Source organism: Roseibium algae (assembly GCF_037783265.1).
Classification (GTDB): domain Bacteria; phylum Pseudomonadota; class Alphaproteobacteria; order Rhizobiales; family Stappiaceae; genus Roseibium; species Roseibium algae.
This window is the reverse complement of the sequence record NZ_JBAKIA010000013.1, coordinates 129,996-146,754: the sequence shown is the minus strand read 5'-3', so window position 1 is coordinate 146,754 and position 16,759 is coordinate 129,996. Positions and strand designations below refer to the sequence as shown.

Genomic DNA, 16,759 nt, shown 5'->3' with positions numbered 1-16,759 from the left:
TTTTCAACATGGCGTCGGGTTCCTTTTTATTGGGATTCGGATTGGCGGAGCAGCTTGCGATAGCGGCTCTGGCTACCCTTCAGGTGGGATCTCATTGCCTCCCGCGCTGAGGTTTCATCGCCATTGATGATTGCAGTGACGATCAGCTCATGTTCATGGTTCAGGATCTCGAGATATGCCTGCATATCAGGGTTCGCCGTGGTCGGTGTCAGGCCCCGCCGAGGGATCACGTCTGGTCCAGTGAGTTGAAGAAAATCCCCGAAGCGCGGATTGTTTGTTGCCTCGGCGATGGCGAGATGGAGCTCAAAGTCCGCATCGGCAGTAAACAGCCCTTGGGATGCGAGCTTGAGTATCTTGCGATGAGCCTGGATGATTGCTTCTTCTTGAGAGGGAGAGCGGCGCTGTGCAGCAAGTCCTGCCGCTTCCGTCTCAACCGCTGTTCTCAGCTCCAGAAAATCGATCATCGATGAGACGCGTTCTGGATCTATTTTCCGAAAAGGCAGGCTGCCAGATTCGCTGGGTTGAAGAACAAAAACGCCGGCGCCTTGTTTTGGTTCAACCAGTCCGTCAGCGCGCAGGGTGGCTATTGCCTCGCGTACCACAGTTCTGCTCACTGAAAATTCGGCTGTGAGGCCAGCCTCGCTGGGAAGGCGATCCCCGGTGCTATATTGGCCATCTTTGATTTGTTGCCGGAGCGTTTCACAGACTTTATCGACCAGTGATCTTTTACTGGAACTTCGAGGGAGATTTGCCACTTTTTCAATTCCAAGCTACGACTTGTCTGGTAAGTTTGTAATTTGTATGAGCTATATCAGATCATGAGTTTGGGTCAAATCTGCACGCTCTATGATCGTGAGCTTTATACTCGTTTTGCGTGTCTACACAACGTGTCACATTGACGTCGCGTCGTGCTGTGGCCTGACCGTGCTTTGGAAGGCGACGGCTTCCATAGCGAGCGTGGAAAAGGGTTACAGATCCGCTGGATCTTCTCTGAAATTTAGTGCTGCTTCGATCAAGTGGCGCAGTTGCCGTGCATATAGGTCTGGCTCAGCAGTAGCCATTCCAGGCAATTGCAAGGACTGGCGCACCATTGAGGCTCCAATTACGACGGCTATAAACATGGCCAGTCGCTCGGAGGCCTTCGGGCCGCCCATCCGGGCTTCTAATGGATCGAGCAAGGTATCGCGCAAGGTTTGTCGCACCAGCTCCCCCACCTGAGGGTCATTGGCGTTCATGACAATCATCCGGATGACTGATGTTTGATGGGCGTCAGATGCCGGGTTGGCATATTTGTTGATCACCACTTCGATGGGGTCATTGTCCGGCGAGACCAGTTCTGGCCACTCAAAGGCTGTCGTCAACGTTGCTTTAAACAGCCCGAGCTTGCCGCCAAAATATCTTGATATCAGAGCGACATCCACCGAAGCCGCCAGAGCAATCCTCCGCAGTGATGTGTTGGAATAGCCCTGTTCCCAGAACGTTTGTGTTGCCGCCGCAATCAGCTTGTCGCGGGTGATGTCTGCATTTCCCATGTCTTTGGATCATAACCGCAAGAGATAATGTCAACAAGCATTGACATTTCTGGGTGGGTATTCATATTAATGTCAACATTCATTGACTTTATGGAGAAGGCAGATGTCCAATACAGCCTTGATCACCGGTGCGTCCTCGGGAATAGGCCGAGAATTGGCGCGTTATCACGCACACATGGGTGGTGATCTGATCATTACCGCGCGGCGAGAGGCAGAATTGATTTCGCTGAAAGCCGAGCTAGAAGCTGCGCACAATGTGAAGGTTAAAACGGTGGCTTTGGATCTGGCTGCAGAGGGCGGTGCTGTGGCTCTCTACGAGGCGACCAAAGAACAGACAATTGAAATTTTGATCAATAATGCAGGTTTTGGCGGACACGGAAAATTTCTGGACCGTGATATCACGGCTGATCAGGGCATGATTGATTTGAACATCAGCGCGTTGGTCACGCTCTGCCATTTGGTTGGAAAAGACATGGTTGCCCGAGGTCGGGGGAAGGTTCTGAATGTCAGCTCCACGGCGGCCTATCAGCCTGGTCCGCTGCAGGCGACATACTTTGCAACAAAAGCTTTTGTCAGCAGTCTGTCACCTGCTCTTGATTATGAGTGGCGGCCAAGTGGTGTAACGGTGACGGCACTTGAACCGGGGTTCGTGAAGACGGAGTTCGCAGAAGTGGCGGCCATGGGCCATATCGAAAAGACAAAATTCGGAGCGACCCCTGAGAGTGTCGCAAAGTTTGGTTATGACGCGATGCTCAAGGGCAAGCTGCGGGTCATAAATGATCCCAAAATGCGTTTCATGCTGAATTGGCTGGTGCCCTTATTGCCACGGCGTATGGTTCTCCAAATGGTCTATGACATTCAGGCGAAGTGAGCGAACACTCAAGGCAGAGCGGCAAGGCGCTGACCAATCGTGTTGGTGGGCCGAGCAGGTGCTCGATATCGTCGATGCCAGGGTGACGGGGCCGCAAGACAAGATCGAGGATCTCCTCACCGCGGCCTCATTTCATTCAGGATTAAGGGCACGTTTGTTTGGAGGCGATTGTCTGACTTGGTTGCCATGAAAAATAGATTGATTTTTTCATCATCTCGTGAAAAATTACTATAAATTTTCATTTAGGGGGCGTGATGGCGGGTAAGAGCACTTTGGGTGAGGACATTCGGGCCCTTCGAACGGCACGTAAAATGACACTGGACGCGCTTGCTCAAAGCTTGGGCAAGTCTGTTGGATGGCTGTCGCAGGTGGAACGGGATATTTCGACCCCGCGGATGTCTGATCTGCGTGCCATCGCCGACATTCTGGGTGTTCAGCTTTCCCTGTTTTTCGGAAGTGCAGACGCGCCGGAAATCGAGCAAGGTCTGATTGTACGCTCCGCCGCAAGACGGATCATTGGGGAGCGCGAGGCAGGCTTGGTCGAGACGCTTATCTCGCCAGATCTAACTGACAGCTTTGAAATGATCCACTCGACCTTCCAGCCTGGTGCATGCCTCCAGGAAGCCATTTCCCGGCCAACTCAGGAGGTTGCCTACCTGGTGTCCGGAAAGCTCGATATCTGGATCAACGACGAGGCATTCACAGTTGAGACTGGTGACAGTTTTCGCATTCGCGGCACAGCCTATCGATGGGCCAATCCCTATGCCGATCCCGCAGTCGCCGTCTGGGTCATTTCACCGCCGGTCTACTGACACCTGTTCCAAAGGAGCTGCTTATGTCCCTTCCTCCATCGAAGGCCCGTGTTGTCATTATTGGCGGTGGCATCATTGGGTGTTCAGTCGCCTATCATTTGGCCAAGAAAGGCTGGACAGATGTCGTACTGCTTGAACGCAAGCAGCTGACATCCGGAACGACCTGGCATGCAGCGGGCCTGATCGCGCAATTGCGTGCCACGGAAAACATGACCCGTCTGGCAAAATACAGTCAGGAGCTTTATGGCGATCTGGAAGCCGAGACAGACGTGGCGACAGGGTTTCGGCGCACCGGCTCAATCACAGTCGCGCTGACTGATGAACGCCAGGAAGAGATTTTCCGCCAGGCCTCTATGGCGCGTGCCTTTGGAGTTGAGGTGGAGGAGATTTCTCCGGAAGAAGTCAAATCCCGTTATGAGCGTCTCAACATCGACGGTGTCAAAGCTGGTGTTTATTTGCCGCGTGATGGTCAGGGAGATCCAGGCAACATTGCCTTGGCATTGGCCAAAGGCGCACGCATGCGCGGCGCGCAAGTACTGGAACGGGTTAAGGTCACCGGGTTGCGCAAGGATGGGCGTCGTGTCTCAGGCGTTGAATGGCAAACGTTGGAAGGAACCGGCGTCATCGAGTGCGATCATGTCGTCAACTGCGGTGGCATGTGGGGGCATGAGCTAGGCCGCATGGCAGGCGCGAATGTTCCGCTGCATGCATGTGAACACTTCTACATAGTCTCCGATACGGTTCCGAACCTTGGACGTTTGCCGGTTCTCCGGGTTCCTGATGAATGCGCCTACTACAAGGAGGACGCTGGCAAGATGTTGCTCGGGGCGTTTGAGCCCAATGCCAAGCCCTGGGGCATGTCCGGCATTCCAGAGAGCTTTGAATTCGATCAGCTGCAGGAAGATTTCGACCATTTCGAGCCAATTCTTGAAAAGGCTGTGAACCGGATGCCGATGCTGGCTGAGGTCGGCATTCATACGTTTTTCAATGGACCAGAAAGTTTTACTCCGGACGATGCCTATCATCTCGGGCTGACGCCAGAGACCGACAATTTCTGGGTTGCGGCAGGGTTCAATTCCATCGGCATTCAGTCGGCGGGAGGCGCGGGCATGGCGCTGGCCGAATGGATGGAGGCCGGTGAGAAACCGTTCGACCTTGGCGATGTCGACATATCGCGTATGCAGCCGTTTCAGGGCAATCGACAATATCTGTTCGAGCGCTCGAAAGAAACGCTGGGGCTTCTGTATGCTGACCATTTCCCCTATCGGCAAAAGGCGACTGCCCGCGGCATTCGGCGAACACCGCTGCATGAGCATCTGAAATCTCATGGCGCAGTCTTCGGTGAGCTGGCCGGTTGGGAAAGGGCGAACTGGTTCGCGGATGAAGGTCAGGAGCGAGAGTACCAATACAGCTGGAAGCGCCAGAACTGGTTTGAAAATGCGGCGCGCGAACATATGGCTGTGCGTGAGAACGTCGGCATCTACGACATGTCGTCTTTCGGCAAGATCCGTGTTGAAGGCCCGGATGCTGAAGCCTTCTTGAACTATGTTGGCGGCGGTGATTATTCGGTCCCGATTGGCAAGATCGTATACACACAACTGCTTAATCAGCGCGGCGGTATCGAAGCGGATGTCACGGTCACTCGCCTTTCGGAAGCCGCCTATCTGGTTGTCACTCCGGCTGCGACCTGCTTGGCAGATGAAACCTGGATGCGCCGACACATTGGCGACTTCCGTGTTGTGATCACTGACGTCACTGCTGGCGAAGCCGTGCTGGCCGTGATGGGCCCCAACTCGCGCAAGCTTTTGCAAGCCGTGTCCCCGAACGACTTCACCAATGCCAAGAATCCTTTCGGCACGGCACAGGAGGTCGAGGTCGGTATGGCCCTGGCTCGGGTGCACCGGGTCACCTATGTTGGCGAATTGGGATGGGAGGTCTATGTCTCAGCGGATATGGCGGCCCATGTCTTCGAAGTGCTTCATGCAGCAGGACAGGAAATGAACGCCAAGCTGTGCGGCATGCATATGATGGACTCCTGCCGGATCGAAAAAGGCTTCCGGCACTTTGGTCACGATATCACCTGCGAAGATCATGTCCTGGAGGCGGGACTTGGGTTTGCGGTGAAGAGGGACAAGACGGACTTCATTGGCCGGGAGGCGGTGTTGCGCAAGCGTGATGCAGGGCTGGATAGGAGGCTGATCCAGTTCCGCCTGGGCGACCCGGAACCACTGCTTTATCATGCAGAGCCTATCCTCAGAGACGGTGAGGTGGTCAGCTTCCTCACCAGCGGTAGCTATGGGCATGCCCTTGGTAGCGCAATCGGGCTCGGCTATGTGCCTTGCACCGGTGAAGACGTTCAGCAGGTTCTCAGCTCGTCCTATGAGATCGAAGTGGCTGGGGTCCGGTTTAAGGCGGAAGCTTCCTTGAAGCCGTTTTATGATCCTAAATCCGAACGGGTGAAGGTCTGATTGCGTCGTGTCAGGAAAAGAGGCCGCGGGTTGATGAAAACGCGCTGCTTGCTTTCAAGAGGTTCCCGCCATGCACTGTCCGAATTTTGTTTTATCGGTCTTGAAGGAAGCGATGGCCGTCGGGTGCTGGCCTCGGTATTCATGCCCATATTCACGGTTAGGAATCCCTAAATGGCAACGAAACCGGCGCCTTGTCGGCCTTCTACTGCCTCGAGATAATACCAGCGGCCGGACTTCTTGCGAAAGCGGCTGAGCTCGCGATGGGTGTGCAGGCTTCCGGCGGATAGGAATTTTGCCTCGAACAACACAGTTCCATCTCGGTCCTGTTCGGTGCCGTCCGACGTGTTCAGGATTTTGAGCTCTGTCCAGTGGCTTTCCGCTGCCCATTTGGCTGTAGCTGGGAAATCAAAAGACGGCTGGAACTTCGGCCAGAGTGTGTCTTTCAGGTAGTCAATATTTTGTCGGACATAAGCGCTATACCGGGAGCGCATGAGGCTTTCTGCTGTCTTCGGCAAGGCGGCGCCCGTCAGATAGGGGGCGCAACACTCATCAAAGGCGTGATTGGAGCCGCAAGGGCAGGGTGTCGAGGTCATGGTTAAAGAGTACAGGCTTTACGCCATACCATCGGTACGGTGAAGGCAAAGTGTTTTCTGCTCAGGTATTTTCGCATTTCTGGTCAGCCTTCTTTCTCTTTACCCAGTCGGTGCAAGTGGTCGAGGAAGGTTTCTGCTGTGACAGCAAGGAATGAAACCAGCAAAACTCCTATGTAGGTGGAATGCTCAAGAAGCTCCGCCCTATCGCCAACGATAATGTCGAAGACCGTGAAGCCGATGAAAACTAAGAGGGAGAGGCCAATTGCCTTATCTGCAAGGCGTGCGGCCCCCTGTTTGCCCTGAGCCAGTTTGATCGCGGCAAAGAAAAAGGGCAGTGCGACGGCCAGCTCGACAAGACCGGCAAAAACAAGCGTGGGAAAAACATGCGCTATGTCGATGGAAAGGCGTTCGAAATACATCGAAAACTTCTCGATCCGATGATTGCCCCACCAATGGAAAGAGCCGATGTCCTGACGGGCGAGCACTTTGTCCAGTGCATTTAGCAACCAGAAGCAAAACCAAAAACAAACAATTATCAAAGAAATCGGCCGTTTAAATACGTTCATGAAATGCCTCTCCCACAGGGCTTATGTGCGGCGCTCGATTTGAGTGACTTGCCCAGTTTGTTTCCTAAGTATTTTTGCCGGGAAGAATGGGCAGGTAAAGAGGCAAATATAATTCTCGATGGGTTTAAAACCAAAAAAGCCGACGATCTTCAGATCATCGGCTTTAGCGCCATTCGGCGAAATTTGGAGCGGGCGAAGGGATTCGAACCCTCGACCCCAACCTTGGCAAGGTTGTGCTCTACCCCTGAGCTACACCCGCATTTTATGCTCGACCAGGGCGCTTGTCAGCAGCCTTTGTCGGCGAGGTGCGCAGTATATGGACTATGGCGAGACGGATTGCAACAGACAAATTACAGCTAAATTCTTATGCACACCGATTGTGGATAAGGCGTTGGTTAAATTGTTATAAAATCAAAGAATTCTGTCACTTGGCAGGGTGTATCGATCTTGAGCTTCAAGGTGAATTCTGGCTAGATCAGGCAAATGATGTCCGGAAACAGGGAAGTTTTTATGCCAGCCAGCCGTAATGACCTGATGGGCTTTTTTCATAGCCACGAAATTAAAGTCACGACCCATGATCATCAGCCCGTTTTCACGGTTTCGGAATCTGGCGACCTTCATGAGCAGATTGAGGGCGGGCATACTAAGAACCTGTTTCTGAAGGACAAGAAGGGACGGCTCTTTCTTGTGGTTGCCTTGCATGACGCTGTGATCGACCTGAAGAAGATACATCACGTCATAGGAGCGCAGGGGCGTGTGTCCTTCGGCAATGCGGATCTCTTGATGGAAGTGCTTGGTGTCGCGCCGGGTTCGGTCACGCCTTTTGCGTTGATCAACGATCGGGAGGTGCTTCGGGTTACGCCCGTTTTTGATGCGGCGATGATGGAGCATGCGGTGCTGAATTATCATCCCCTTCTCAATGATGCCACGACCTCGATTTCAAGAGAGGACCTGTTGGTATTTGCCAGGGCATGTGGACACACACCGCAAGTTCTGGCTGTCAGCACGCAAGCCATCGAAGCAGGTTTGTAATTCAGTGCAGACAACGCCATGTTAGAAGCAAATGGTGAGCGCTTGTTGGGCGAGATTGCGCACGCCGACTTGAATAGATACGCCAGATATTTAGAGGCAACGTAAAATGAGCACAGACAATTATTCAATGGGCGGTCAGGTTGGCGGTAGCCAGGTCGGTGCCAGTTTCGGCGGCAGTATGAGTGGCAGTCTTGGTGGCGGCGCGGGTTCCGGAAGCGACAGCCTTATAAAGGACGCAACGACCAAGAGTTTTATGCAAGACGTTATGGAGGCTTCCCGAAGCCAGCCTGTTCTGGTCGACTTTTGGGCGCCTTGGTGTGGTCCGTGCAAGCAACTTACCCCGGTGATTGAAGGTGCGGTGAAAGCTGCCGGTGGGGCGGTCAAGCTCGTCAAGATGAATATCGATGAAAATCCGGAGATTGCCGGACAGCTCGGCATTCAGTCCATTCCGGCGGTTGTTGTCTTCAAGGACGGGCAGCCGGTGGATGGGTTTATGGGCGCAAAGACCGACAGTGAAGTGAAGGCCTTTATCGAAAAGGTGGGTGGTGCTGCGCCTGTCAGTCAGGCCGATGCCCTGCTGGAACAGGGCGATGCCCTTGTTTTGGAAAAAGATTGGGGTCAGGCAGCTCAAATGTTCGGCGCCGTGATGCAGGCAGAGCCGCATAACGTGCGTGCCATTTGCGGCCTTGCCCAATGCTATCTTGGTGCGGATGACATTGACCGCGCAAAGCAGGCGCTGCAAATGGTTGCGGAAGAACACCATACTGATCCAGCCTATGTCGCGGTCAAGGCGGCGGTTGATCTTGCCGAGCAAGCGGCAGCATTGGGAGATCTGGCTGAGTTTCAAGACCGCATCGAGAAAGATCCTCTTGATCATCAGGCCCGCTTTGATCTGGCACTTGGATTGAATGGTGCAGGAGACAAGACAGCGGCTGTTGATCAGCTGATCGAAATTATTCGCCGTGACCGGGAATGGAATGAAGACGGTGCGCGCAAGCAGTTGCTGCAGTTTTTTGAAGCCTGGGGCGGCAAAGAACCTGCAACGAATTATGGCCGGCGTAAACTGTCTGCAGTGCTGTTCTCTTGACCGGACAAGGCTTGCGCCACAATTAAAGCGTAGGCCTTCGGCGATATTATGAATGAGTAAAGAGGATTAAGAGAATGCAGGCGGGGAATGCCATCTATGAGATGATTGCGGATCTGCCTCCGGTCCTGCCTGTGTTTCCATTGTCGGGAGCCTTGCTGTTGCCGCGGACGCAGCTGCCGCTGAATATCTTTGAGCCGCGCTACATCGATATGATTGATGCGGCTTTGTCAGGGAACCGGCTGATTGGCATGGTTCAGCCAAATCTTGATATCTCGTCAGAAGATGCAGATGTTCCGGCGTTGTCGAGCATAGGCTGTGTTGGAAGGCTGACAAGTTTTCAGGAATCTGGCGACGGTCGTTATCAAATTACCCTCCAGGGTGTTATGCGTTTTGCCGTTGGACGCGAGCTGGATACGATCACCGAGTTTCGGCAGATCGAATGCGACTATGCCGCCTTTGCACATGATCTTCAGTCAGGTCTTGGTGAGGAAGAGGTTGATCGTCTTGGCTTGTTGAAAGCGCTGCGGGATTATCTGGATGCGAACAATCTGGAAGCGGATTGGGAGAGTGTTTCCGAAGCGGAAACAGAAATTCTGGTCAATGCGCTTTGTATGATGTGTCCGTATGGGCCGCAGGAGAAACAGGCGCTTCTGGAAGCGCGGGATCTCAAAATACGGGCTGAGACCCTGATAGCTATCACGGAGATGGACCTGGCCCGAACACATGGCAGTGACGGTGGTGGGACCACCCTACAATAATGGAGTTTTCGGCATGGCCGATACTGAAACTGTGCAGCCAACCGAACGCAAGGTTGACCGTAAACTTCTGGAGTTGCTGGTCTGTCCGATGACAAAAACGACGCTGGAATATGATCCAAAGCGTCAGGAACTCGTGTCTCGTGCGGCCAAGCTTGCCTACCCTATTCGAAACGGCATTCCGATCATGCTGGCTGAAGAAGCGCGCTCGCTGGACGACTGAATTGGGTCCGAACCCTATGAAACCAAAACTAAAAACGCGCTCAAGGCATCATGGCTTTGAGCGCGTTTTTGTGTTTCTCAGAACGGAGCGGCGTCAGCGTTAAAGCTGAACCTTAAAATACGTTCGGATAGATGTATTTGATGATGATGTTCTGGATCAGGAAAATGCTGAGCAACAAGGCGATGGGCGAAAGATCGACGCCGCCAAGGTTCGGCATGATGCGACGGATCGGGCGCAGGGCCGGTTCAGTCAGGTTGTAGAGTGTCTGACCGATGGTTGCGATGAACTGATTGCTTGAGTTCACGATGTTGAATGCATAGAGCCATGAGAAGATGGCACTTGCGATGATCACGTAGGTGTAGAGGTTCAAAATCAGGAGAACTACGTCGAGGATTGCTTGCATCGGAAATCGCCTGTGGCCTGTCAGAGGTCATATTGTGCAATTCATGTAGCTTTCCCTTCCCCTAACTGCAAGGTGAAGCTTTTGAAGCTTTGTTTTAATGGTGAATTTTGGTGCGACAAAATTACGTCACGACGGCCAAAATTGATAAAAAAATGAGGGGAATAAGGATTCTTGGCATTTGCTGTGATAAGGTTTTGTCAATTCAGTAAAATTCGGGATGCAGGCTTTAGCATGATTTCAGTTTTCAAGCCCCTGGCACTTGCGGTTCTCACAGGCTTCGCGGCAACAAGTGTATCGGCTCAGGATGTTTCTTCCGAAACACAACTTCCTCAGAAACAGTATGTGATCGATCTTGGAATTGGCGGGATCCTCAAGCCAAAGTATGCGTCCTCGGATTCTTACCTGTTTGCTCCTTTTCCAATTATCAGCGTTGGCCGGTTCTATGTTCCTGGCGCGGGGCAGGTGGTTGATGGCCGGGTACGCTCAGGTATCTTCTTTTTCCCGTCTTTTGGTTTTGTCGGGGAGCGTAGCTCTAAGGACAACAAGGACCTGACTGGCACGAAAGATGTAGATTGGGCCTTGGAGCTTGGTCTGGGTGCTGGCTATCGGTCCGAGCGTTTTCGCGTTTTTGCTGAAGTGCGTCAGGGCATCAACGGCCATACCGGGCAGGTTGGACAGCTTGGGCTGGATGGGATCTTTTATCCGGCTGAACGGTTTGAGCTCAGCATCGGTCCTCGGGCAGGGTTTGCGTCTGGCGAGTATATGGACACATATTTCGGTGTGACCTCTGCTGAGTCGGCTGCCAGCGGTGGCAAGCTGGCCACTCATAAAACCAATGCAGGCTTTAAGTCTGTCGGCATGGCGGCGCGGGTCAGTTATGACTGGACCGAAAAGACACGTCTCCATCTGCAGGCAGATTATGATCGTTTGATTGGAGATGCTGCGGATAGCCCGATTACCGATCAAGGTTCTGAGAACCAGTTCAGCATCGGCGTGGGCGTTAGCTACAAGTTCTCTTTCGATCTGTTTTAGATTAATCGGATATTCTGACTCAAAAAGCGCGCCGATTTGGCGCGCTTTTTTATTGTCTTGCTCTGCTCATTCGTAATTACTGAAGCATGTCTGGAAGGCCAGCTATTCACTACCGGACTGTTATCTATCTGGCAGCAGAACCCGTGCAGGGACTTAGCTGCAGGGCTCCAGGGTGATGCCGTAAGGCAGAAGCGTTTTCTCATCTCCGCAAGCCCCAACAATCCGGTCTGCAGACAGGCCAGAGACGCCGGAGAGGTCCGCGCCTGGCAGGTGTGTGTGTCGCAGCAATGCACCGGTCAGGTCCGCTCCCTTGAGATTTGCATTGCTCAAGTCTGCACTCGAGAGGCGGACGCCGGTTAAATCCGCACCTTCGAAATTGGTGCCGCGTGCGACAACCCTGTCGAGATCAGAGTGTTTCAGGCGGGCTTGAGAGAAATCCGCTCCACTGAGATTGGTCCGCTCAAGGTCGACCTGGTCCATTTTGGCTTGATGAAAATTGGCACCGGATGCGTCAGACCGAATCAAACTGGCATTTCGCATGTCTGTTTGCGAAAAGTCCGTTCCTTTGAGGGTTGTCTCATTGAAATCGGCATCGCGCAGGTCTGCGCCTTTGAAGACGGCACCAGACAAGGTTGCCTTTTCCAAATCGACTGCCCGCATGGATGCATTGCTGAAATCGCTGCCTTCAAAGTTGGTGCGCTCCAGCTCCGCGCGTCTCAGGTCTGCATCTATAAAGCTGCTACCAGGCAGCTGGACAGTTTTCATGTCCGTTTCACGCAAGATGGACTTGTTGAAGTTGGCACCTTCGAAATTCAGCATACGGAGTTCTCTAAGCCGTAGATCGCAGCCTTCGCAGCCCTTTTGTTGAATGATTTCGTCAGCGCTCTGCGCAGCAACGGGACCGGCGACAAGGAGCGGCAGGAGCGTTAGACCAAGACCTAAGGCAAGTGCTGATGTTCCGTTGTTGAAAATAGAATACATGGACCGATCCTTGTCTATCTCGCTACCTGATATGTATGCGCGTGATGCCCTTTTATAAAGGCAATCTGCATCAAAAATCCGAACTTACGGTAACTGTCTGTCGAATTTCTGCCAGATAGTTCAAACGGCAAAAAACCTTATGGAGATTTGGTCAATACATCCGAACCCTGGAGCCGCTTTATGCGGTTGTCTTCACAGGTGCACGTAGGTCGCTTTCGGGTTCCATCCGGGGAGGCGAAGCGCTCTGGTGTCTTTAAATCTGAGAATTGGAAAAAGGGTTGGAGGGAAGAAACAGGCGGGGTCGCAGTTGCCTATTTCTTCCATCCACTATTGCTGACGACGCACAACCTTACAATCAGCATACCCTCTATACGCAAGAGGCTTGCCAGTTTGGTTTTGTGTGTCGGGGCACAATATCTTGTGTTTGAGCAGGTTCAAAAATCACGATGCTGACTGCGTTCAGGCTTTGCTAACCACTCGTGCCTCGCATTTTGCAAGGCGGCCTGCGACGGCCCATAATGAGGCGTTAACGATGAAGGTCGCAGACGGCTTCGGTGGAGAGATTGTTGAGCGCCGGAGCAAGGGTAACTGCGCGCGTTAGCTGAACTCGCCGCGCAGATCTATTGTCGAATTCTTCCCGATTGTTTCGAAGTTTTCTTCGACCCAAGTTTCTGCAGCGCGCCGACCCATCTCCTTCAGTTCGGATAAAAAGGCCCATTCCGCATTCACTTTTGAAGACGCCTGAAGAGGTTTGAGTTCTTCTCCGGCAATGCGGTGGAGGTGGATTTTCCGATAGTCATCATTCGACAGCTTGCCTTCTTCGATCAATCTGCTGACAAAATCAACGGCCCGCATCTCACGCAGCAGCGTTGAATTGAAGGTGATCTCATTAAGACGATTGAGGATTTCTCGGGCTGTTTTGGGTGTCTCCCGCCGTTCAATTGGATTGATCTGTATGAGAACAACGTCAGATGTGCCGGTCGAGTAGAACAGGGGGAACAGGGGAGGGTTGCCCATGTAGCCGCCATCCCAATAGGGTTCGCCATCGATTTCTACGGCCTGAAACATGTGAGGAAGGCAGGCTGAGGCCATCACGGCATCCAGAGTGACTTCTTGCTCACTGAAGACCCTTATTTTGCCTGAGTAAACGTTGGTTGCCGCCACATAAAGCTTCAGCTCGGTGCAGCTTCGAACCTTTTCGAAGTCGACGATCTTCTCTACCAAATCACGTAGAGGATTGATGTTGAGAGGGTTGAATTCATAGGGCGAGGAAAACCGGGAGATCAAGTCAAACGCGAGATAGCTGGGCGAGAAATCCAGGCTCCATTGTCCCATGACAACATCGATGGGTGATCTCTTGATCGGGCTCAGGAACGACTGTTTGCTGACCGCCCGCCAGAACTGCTCCAGCTTTTCCCTCGCGCCATCAGAGCCGCCTTCCTGATAGCCGCTTGCCATCACGACGGCATTCATGGCGCCAGCGGAGGTTCCTGTCATGCCGTCAATCTGGAAATGGTTGTCTTCCAGAAGCCAATCGATCACGCCCCAGGTGAATGCACCATGGGCTCCCCCACCCTGGAGCGCCAGGTTAATTCGCTTGGGTGTTTTGGAGGCCATGGTGTATCTTCCTGATCTAGGGCAATGAGCTGAAAGCTGTTGGTGTTACTGAGCGGTCCAGCCGCCATCTATTGGTAGAATTGAACCGGTAATAGATGTCGCCGGGTCGCTGCACAGGAACACTGTAAAGCCGGCAACCTGATCTACTGTGACGAATTGCTTGGTCGGTTGTCCCTTGAGCATCACGTCCTGTTTGACTTCTTCTTCCGTCATGCCGCGTGCTTTGGCGGTATCTGGAATTTGAGCCTCAACCAGTGGTGTCCAAACGTAACCAGGACAGATCGCGTTGACGGTGATGCCCTGCTCGGCAACTTCCAGGGCAACTGTCTTGGTCAGGCCTGCGATACCGTGTTTGGCTGCCACATAGGCAGCCTTATAGGGTGATGCGACCAGCGCATGGGCAGAAGCCGTGTTGATGATACGGCCCCAACCGCGTTTCTTCATGCCGGGCAGGGCTGCACGGATGGAATGAAAGGCAGCCGTAAGGTTGATTGCAATGATCGCATCCCACGTGCTCACCGGGAACTCATCGATCGGTGCGACATGCTGGATGCCAGCATTGTTGACGAGAATGTCGACTGAGCCAAATTCATGTTCGGCGTTTTCAATCATCGTGGTGATTTCGTCAGGCTTCAGCATGTTGGCAGCGGAATAGACACAGCGAACACCGAAGTCTTTTTCAACAGCAGCGCGGGTGGCTTCGATCTCAGTTGCATCACCAAGTCCGTTGATGACCACATTGGCGCCCTCTGCGGCGAAGGCGCGAGCACAGCCCAGACCAATTCCCGATGTGGAACCTGTGATGACAGCAGTTTTACCGGTGAGCATTGGCATGTGCTTTCCTTTATTGAATTTCCATCATTGAATAGAATTTGATTGCACTGCAACATAGATATTGCCGCAATAAAATGACGGCAAGGATGTCGCCGATTACTTTTTTGTCATTTTGCGAACGGCAGCGAGTGCGCGGTCTGCTTTTTGTCGCGCAGCTTCATGGCTTGTGTCCGCCTTTTCATAGGTTTCGGGCGTCAATCCCAGGCGTGCGGCAAAGCGCTCGCGTATCAGGCCATAGAAGGTGGCGTGCAGACTGGCGAAAACCCAAACGATCAACAACGTCGAGCCCATGGGAAAAAGGGTTGAACGGATTTGTTCCAACACAGGATCGCCTGTGGTGAGCGCGCCCATACCAGCGAGCAGCAGATACCAGAGGCCGACAAGGCTGCCCGCGAGCAGGCTCATGACCAGTGCTGAAAATGCCATCGGCCAGCCAAGCCCGCGCGTGGCACGCCAGCTGTCTTTCCATGTCATTGGGTCATCTACTGCTGTCGCGGGCAGAATGACTGAAAACTTCTGGACCACCATCAGGGAAATGAACGGCGCGGTCAGGAGCAAGAGAAAGCCCAACCCGCCGGTGATCATGGTCAGAAGAGCGGAGAGAATGGCCAGGGGGATCAGGGCGATCAGGCCGATCAGGGAAAGAACGATCTGATTGACAATGACGTTCAGAGCTCGCCTGGACAGTAGGAGGGGGAAGTCGCGTGCGTCGATCAGGATACGTCGCACGTAAGCAATTGCGATTGAAAAGCCGATCAGACCATTGGCCAAGAGAGCCAGAAGTCGCAGACCACCCTGATCAGCTTCGGCAACCGGTTCGGTCATGTAGGAGACTGTGGTAAAACCGCTGCTTGGTGTCAGGGCAGAGCCAAGCGCGAAATTCAGCGCAGCCAAGACCAGAATATAGGCCCATCCAGTGCGAAACAGGGTGCCTTGATGAGCCATCGCCAAGGCCAAGGAGCGCTCCAGCAGCGTGATGAACACTTTCAAAATCTCCTGAAGCGCAATTTTGGTCGGGCGTTTGTCAGTCTGATCGCTTTCTGGCAGTAAGTTCAAGATAGGAATTCCAGCCTCGTTTTGTAGAGGCTGAAATTCGATCAAGCCGAATGTTTGTCAGTAATTTAGCTGGCCGTTCGCCCGTTCGCCCGTTCCATCGCGATCCGGTATCCGGCGGTGATCACCGATATGCCCAGGATGGTGACGATGATCTGCAGCAGCAGGTTCAGGATCAGCACCTTGAACTGGATCAGGATCAGCGGCAGTCCGCCTTCGGCAAGGCCCAGAAGGAACTGCAGCCCCATGTTGATGACGATGAAGGGCAGAGATAAGACCAGTGCAGCGCCAACCATTCCCCAGCCCAGACCTTCGCCCAACTCGTAAGCGTCCTTGAACCCAACCGGTCGCTCGATTGCGACGGCTGGCAGTACCAGATTCAGGCGCATGAAATACGGCAGGAAGAAAATGCATGCCAACACCCAAAGAATTATGAAGAGGTATGAGGAGCCAACCAGGGCGGCCAGAAGACCTGAAACGATGCCAATCACACTCAAAACCGCTCCGGCTATGAGTACGATCAGAATGCTTTTAACGATGAACCGCCCTTCTGTCGGGCCGACGGTCAGATGAATGAGGCCTGGTTGGTCGCCAAGCAAGCCAAACCGGTGCCAGGCAACGGCTATGGAAGCTGAGGACACAAAGCCAAAAGCTATTGTCAGCAGGGCGATGATCAAACCCGCTGGCGTGAGCAGCTGTTCCTCGGTGACCGTTGCAGCGCTGAATTCTCCCGATCCACCAATCGTCATCTGGGTCGCAATGATCAAGACAAATTGGATGACAAACCAGGCTCCGCAGGCCTTGAAGACGGTTTCCAAATTTCCAAAAACGAGGGTGAAGGAGTCACGGATAATGCGTTTGAACACAGAATGGCCTTTCTGGGAAAATTTAAAGTATCAA

General features: G+C 53.2%; 18 protein-coding genes and 1 tRNA gene. 8 read left to right on the top strand and 11 right to left on the bottom strand.

Going from position 1 to position 16,759, the window contains the following annotated elements:
• Positions 1-26 precede the first annotated feature (26 nt).
• Together V6575_RS17395 and V6575_RS17390 are read right to left on the bottom strand one after the other, a co-directional pair.
• Positions 27-764: a FadR/GntR family transcriptional regulator gene (locus V6575_RS17395; RefSeq protein ID WP_422785598.1), complete on the bottom strand. Its 738-nt coding sequence runs from the start codon at positions 762-764 to the stop codon at positions 27-29.
• 204 nt (positions 765-968) lie between these two features.
• Positions 969-1,532, bottom strand: a complete 564-nt coding sequence (locus V6575_RS17390) for a TetR/AcrR family transcriptional regulator (protein ID WP_340276135.1) — start codon at positions 1,530-1,532, stop codon at positions 969-971.
• A gap of 103 nt (positions 1,533-1,635) precedes the next feature.
• Between V6575_RS17390 and V6575_RS17385 the strand changes: the two genes are divergently transcribed.
• From V6575_RS17385 to V6575_RS17375, 3 genes are all read left to right on the top strand, one after another.
• On the top strand, positions 1,636-2,403 hold the full coding sequence (locus tag V6575_RS17385) for an SDR family NAD(P)-dependent oxidoreductase (RefSeq protein WP_340276134.1): 768 nt from the start codon (positions 1,636-1,638) through the stop codon (positions 2,401-2,403).
• 254 nt (positions 2,404-2,657) lie between these two features.
• Positions 2,658-3,215, top strand: coding sequence for a helix-turn-helix domain-containing protein (locus V6575_RS17380; RefSeq protein ID WP_340276133.1), 558 nt, complete (start codon positions 2,658-2,660; stop codon positions 3,213-3,215).
• A 23-nt stretch (positions 3,216-3,238) separates the two neighbouring features.
• Positions 3,239-5,683 (top strand): GcvT family protein, encoded by a 2,445-nt coding sequence (locus V6575_RS17375; RefSeq protein ID WP_340276132.1) that lies wholly within the window; start codon positions 3,239-3,241, stop codon positions 5,681-5,683.
• 167 nt (positions 5,684-5,850) lie between these two features.
• Here the strand turns inward: V6575_RS17375 and V6575_RS17370 are convergent, their stop codons facing one another.
• The 3 genes from V6575_RS17370 to V6575_RS17360 form a co-directional block, all read right to left on the bottom strand.
• Positions 5,851-6,276: a YchJ family protein gene (locus tag V6575_RS17370; protein WP_340276130.1), complete on the bottom strand. Its 426-nt coding sequence runs from the start codon at positions 6,274-6,276 to the stop codon at positions 5,851-5,853.
• Positions 6,277-6,359: 83 nt separating this feature from the next.
• Positions 6,360-6,842 carry a hypothetical protein gene (locus V6575_RS17365; RefSeq protein WP_340276129.1) on the bottom strand — a complete coding sequence of 161 codons (483 nt, stop codon included), beginning with the start codon at positions 6,840-6,842 and terminating at the stop codon, positions 6,360-6,362.
• 184 nt (positions 6,843-7,026) lie between these two features.
• A tRNA-Gly gene (locus tag V6575_RS17360) sits at positions 7,027-7,101 on the bottom strand.
• A gap of 251 nt (positions 7,102-7,352) precedes the next feature.
• Between V6575_RS17360 and V6575_RS17355 the strand changes: the two genes are divergently transcribed.
• The 4 genes from V6575_RS17355 to V6575_RS17340 all read left to right on the top strand — a co-directional run bounded on the left by V6575_RS17355 (position 7,353) and on the right by V6575_RS17340 (position 9,939).
• On the top strand, positions 7,353-7,874 hold the full coding sequence (locus tag V6575_RS17355; RefSeq protein WP_340276128.1) for a prolyl-tRNA synthetase associated domain-containing protein: 522 nt from the start codon (positions 7,353-7,355) through the stop codon (positions 7,872-7,874).
• Between the two features lie 106 nt (positions 7,875-7,980).
• On the top strand, positions 7,981-8,961 hold the full coding sequence (trxA, locus tag V6575_RS17350; protein WP_422785596.1) for a thioredoxin: 981 nt from the start codon (positions 7,981-7,983) through the stop codon (positions 8,959-8,961).
• Between the two features lie 74 nt (positions 8,962-9,035).
• Complete coding sequence (locus V6575_RS17345) at positions 9,036-9,719, top strand: LON peptidase substrate-binding domain-containing protein (RefSeq protein WP_340276127.1); 684 nt, start codon at positions 9,036-9,038, stop codon at positions 9,717-9,719.
• Positions 9,720-9,732: 13 nt separating this feature from the next.
• Positions 9,733-9,939, top strand: coding sequence for a Trm112 family protein (locus V6575_RS17340; protein ID WP_340276126.1), 207 nt, complete (start codon positions 9,733-9,735; stop codon positions 9,937-9,939).
• Positions 9,940-10,051: 112 nt separating this feature from the next.
• Here the strand turns inward: V6575_RS17340 and V6575_RS17335 are convergent, their stop codons facing one another.
• Positions 10,052-10,342 carry a YggT family protein gene (locus V6575_RS17335; protein ID WP_340276124.1) on the bottom strand — a complete coding sequence of 97 codons (291 nt, stop codon included), beginning with the start codon at positions 10,340-10,342 and terminating at the stop codon, positions 10,052-10,054.
• A gap of 231 nt (positions 10,343-10,573) precedes the next feature.
• On the opposite strand from V6575_RS17335, the gene V6575_RS17330 reads away from it, so the two are divergent.
• Complete coding sequence (locus tag V6575_RS17330) at positions 10,574-11,374, top strand: MipA/OmpV family protein (protein ID WP_340276123.1); 801 nt, start codon at positions 10,574-10,576, stop codon at positions 11,372-11,374.
• Between the two features lie 153 nt (positions 11,375-11,527).
• Here V6575_RS17330 and V6575_RS17325 read toward each other — a convergent pair whose 3' ends face one another.
• The 5 genes from V6575_RS17325 to V6575_RS17305 all read right to left on the bottom strand — a co-directional run bounded on the left by V6575_RS17325 (position 11,528) and on the right by V6575_RS17305 (position 16,725).
• Positions 11,528-12,355 (bottom strand): pentapeptide repeat-containing protein, encoded by an 828-nt coding sequence (locus V6575_RS17325; protein ID WP_340276122.1) that lies wholly within the window; start codon positions 12,353-12,355, stop codon positions 11,528-11,530.
• A 597-nt stretch (positions 12,356-12,952) separates the two neighbouring features.
• A complete protein-coding gene (locus V6575_RS17320; RefSeq protein WP_340276121.1) occupies positions 12,953-13,972 on the bottom strand; it encodes a patatin-like phospholipase family protein in 1,020 nt (339 codons plus the stop codon).
• 45 nt (positions 13,973-14,017) lie between these two features.
• A complete protein-coding gene (locus tag V6575_RS17315; RefSeq protein WP_340276162.1) occupies positions 14,018-14,800 on the bottom strand; it encodes a 3-hydroxybutyrate dehydrogenase in 783 nt (260 codons plus the stop codon).
• A gap of 102 nt (positions 14,801-14,902) precedes the next feature.
• Positions 14,903-15,862 (bottom strand): 4-hydroxy-3-methylbut-2-en-1-yl diphosphate synthase, encoded by a 960-nt coding sequence (locus V6575_RS17310; RefSeq protein ID WP_340276120.1) that lies wholly within the window; start codon positions 15,860-15,862, stop codon positions 14,903-14,905.
• 65 nt (positions 15,863-15,927) lie between these two features.
• Positions 15,928-16,725, bottom strand: coding sequence for a hypothetical protein (locus tag V6575_RS17305; protein WP_340276119.1), 798 nt, complete (start codon positions 16,723-16,725; stop codon positions 15,928-15,930).
• Between the last annotated feature and the right edge of the window lie 34 nt (positions 16,726-16,759).

Excerpts from the sequence above, each read along its gene's own strand:
- V6575_RS17370 (WP_340276130.1), bottom strand. The coding sequence starts at position 6,276 with ATGACCTCGACACCCTGCCCTTGCGGCTCCAATCACGCCTTTGATGAG.
- V6575_RS17390 (WP_340276135.1), bottom strand. The coding sequence starts at position 1,532 with ATGGGAAATGCAGACATCACCCGCGACAAGCTGATTGCGGCGGCAACA.
- V6575_RS17340 (WP_340276126.1), top strand. The coding sequence starts at position 9,733 with ATGGCCGATACTGAAACTGTGCAGCCAACCGAACGCAAGGTTGACCGT.
- V6575_RS17325 (WP_340276122.1), bottom strand. The coding sequence starts at position 12,355 with ATGTATTCTATTTTCAACAACGGAACATCAGCACTTGCCTTAGGTCTT.
- V6575_RS17335 (WP_340276124.1), bottom strand. The coding sequence starts at position 10,342 with ATGCAAGCAATCCTCGACGTAGTTCTCCTGATTTTGAACCTCTACACC.
- V6575_RS17355 (WP_340276128.1), top strand. The coding sequence starts at position 7,353 with ATGCCAGCCAGCCGTAATGACCTGATGGGCTTTTTTCATAGCCACGAA.
- V6575_RS17320 (WP_340276121.1), bottom strand. The coding sequence starts at position 13,972 with ATGGCCTCCAAAACACCCAAGCGAATTAACCTGGCGCTCCAGGGTGGG.
- V6575_RS17380 (WP_340276133.1), top strand. The coding sequence starts at position 2,658 with ATGGCGGGTAAGAGCACTTTGGGTGAGGACATTCGGGCCCTTCGAACG.
- V6575_RS17315 (WP_340276162.1), bottom strand. The coding sequence starts at position 14,800 with ATGCTCACCGGTAAAACTGCTGTCATCACAGGTTCCACATCGGGAATT.
- V6575_RS17345 (WP_340276127.1), top strand. The coding sequence starts at position 9,036 with ATGCAGGCGGGGAATGCCATCTATGAGATGATTGCGGATCTGCCTCCG.
- V6575_RS17365 (WP_340276129.1), bottom strand. The coding sequence starts at position 6,842 with ATGAACGTATTTAAACGGCCGATTTCTTTGATAATTGTTTGTTTTTGG.
- trxA (WP_422785596.1), top strand. The coding sequence starts at position 7,981 with ATGAGCACAGACAATTATTCAATGGGCGGTCAGGTTGGCGGTAGCCAG.
- V6575_RS17375 (WP_340276132.1), top strand. The coding sequence starts at position 3,239 with ATGTCCCTTCCTCCATCGAAGGCCCGTGTTGTCATTATTGGCGGTGGC.
- V6575_RS17385 (WP_340276134.1), top strand. The coding sequence starts at position 1,636 with ATGTCCAATACAGCCTTGATCACCGGTGCGTCCTCGGGAATAGGCCGA.
- V6575_RS17330 (WP_340276123.1), top strand. The coding sequence starts at position 10,574 with ATGATTTCAGTTTTCAAGCCCCTGGCACTTGCGGTTCTCACAGGCTTC.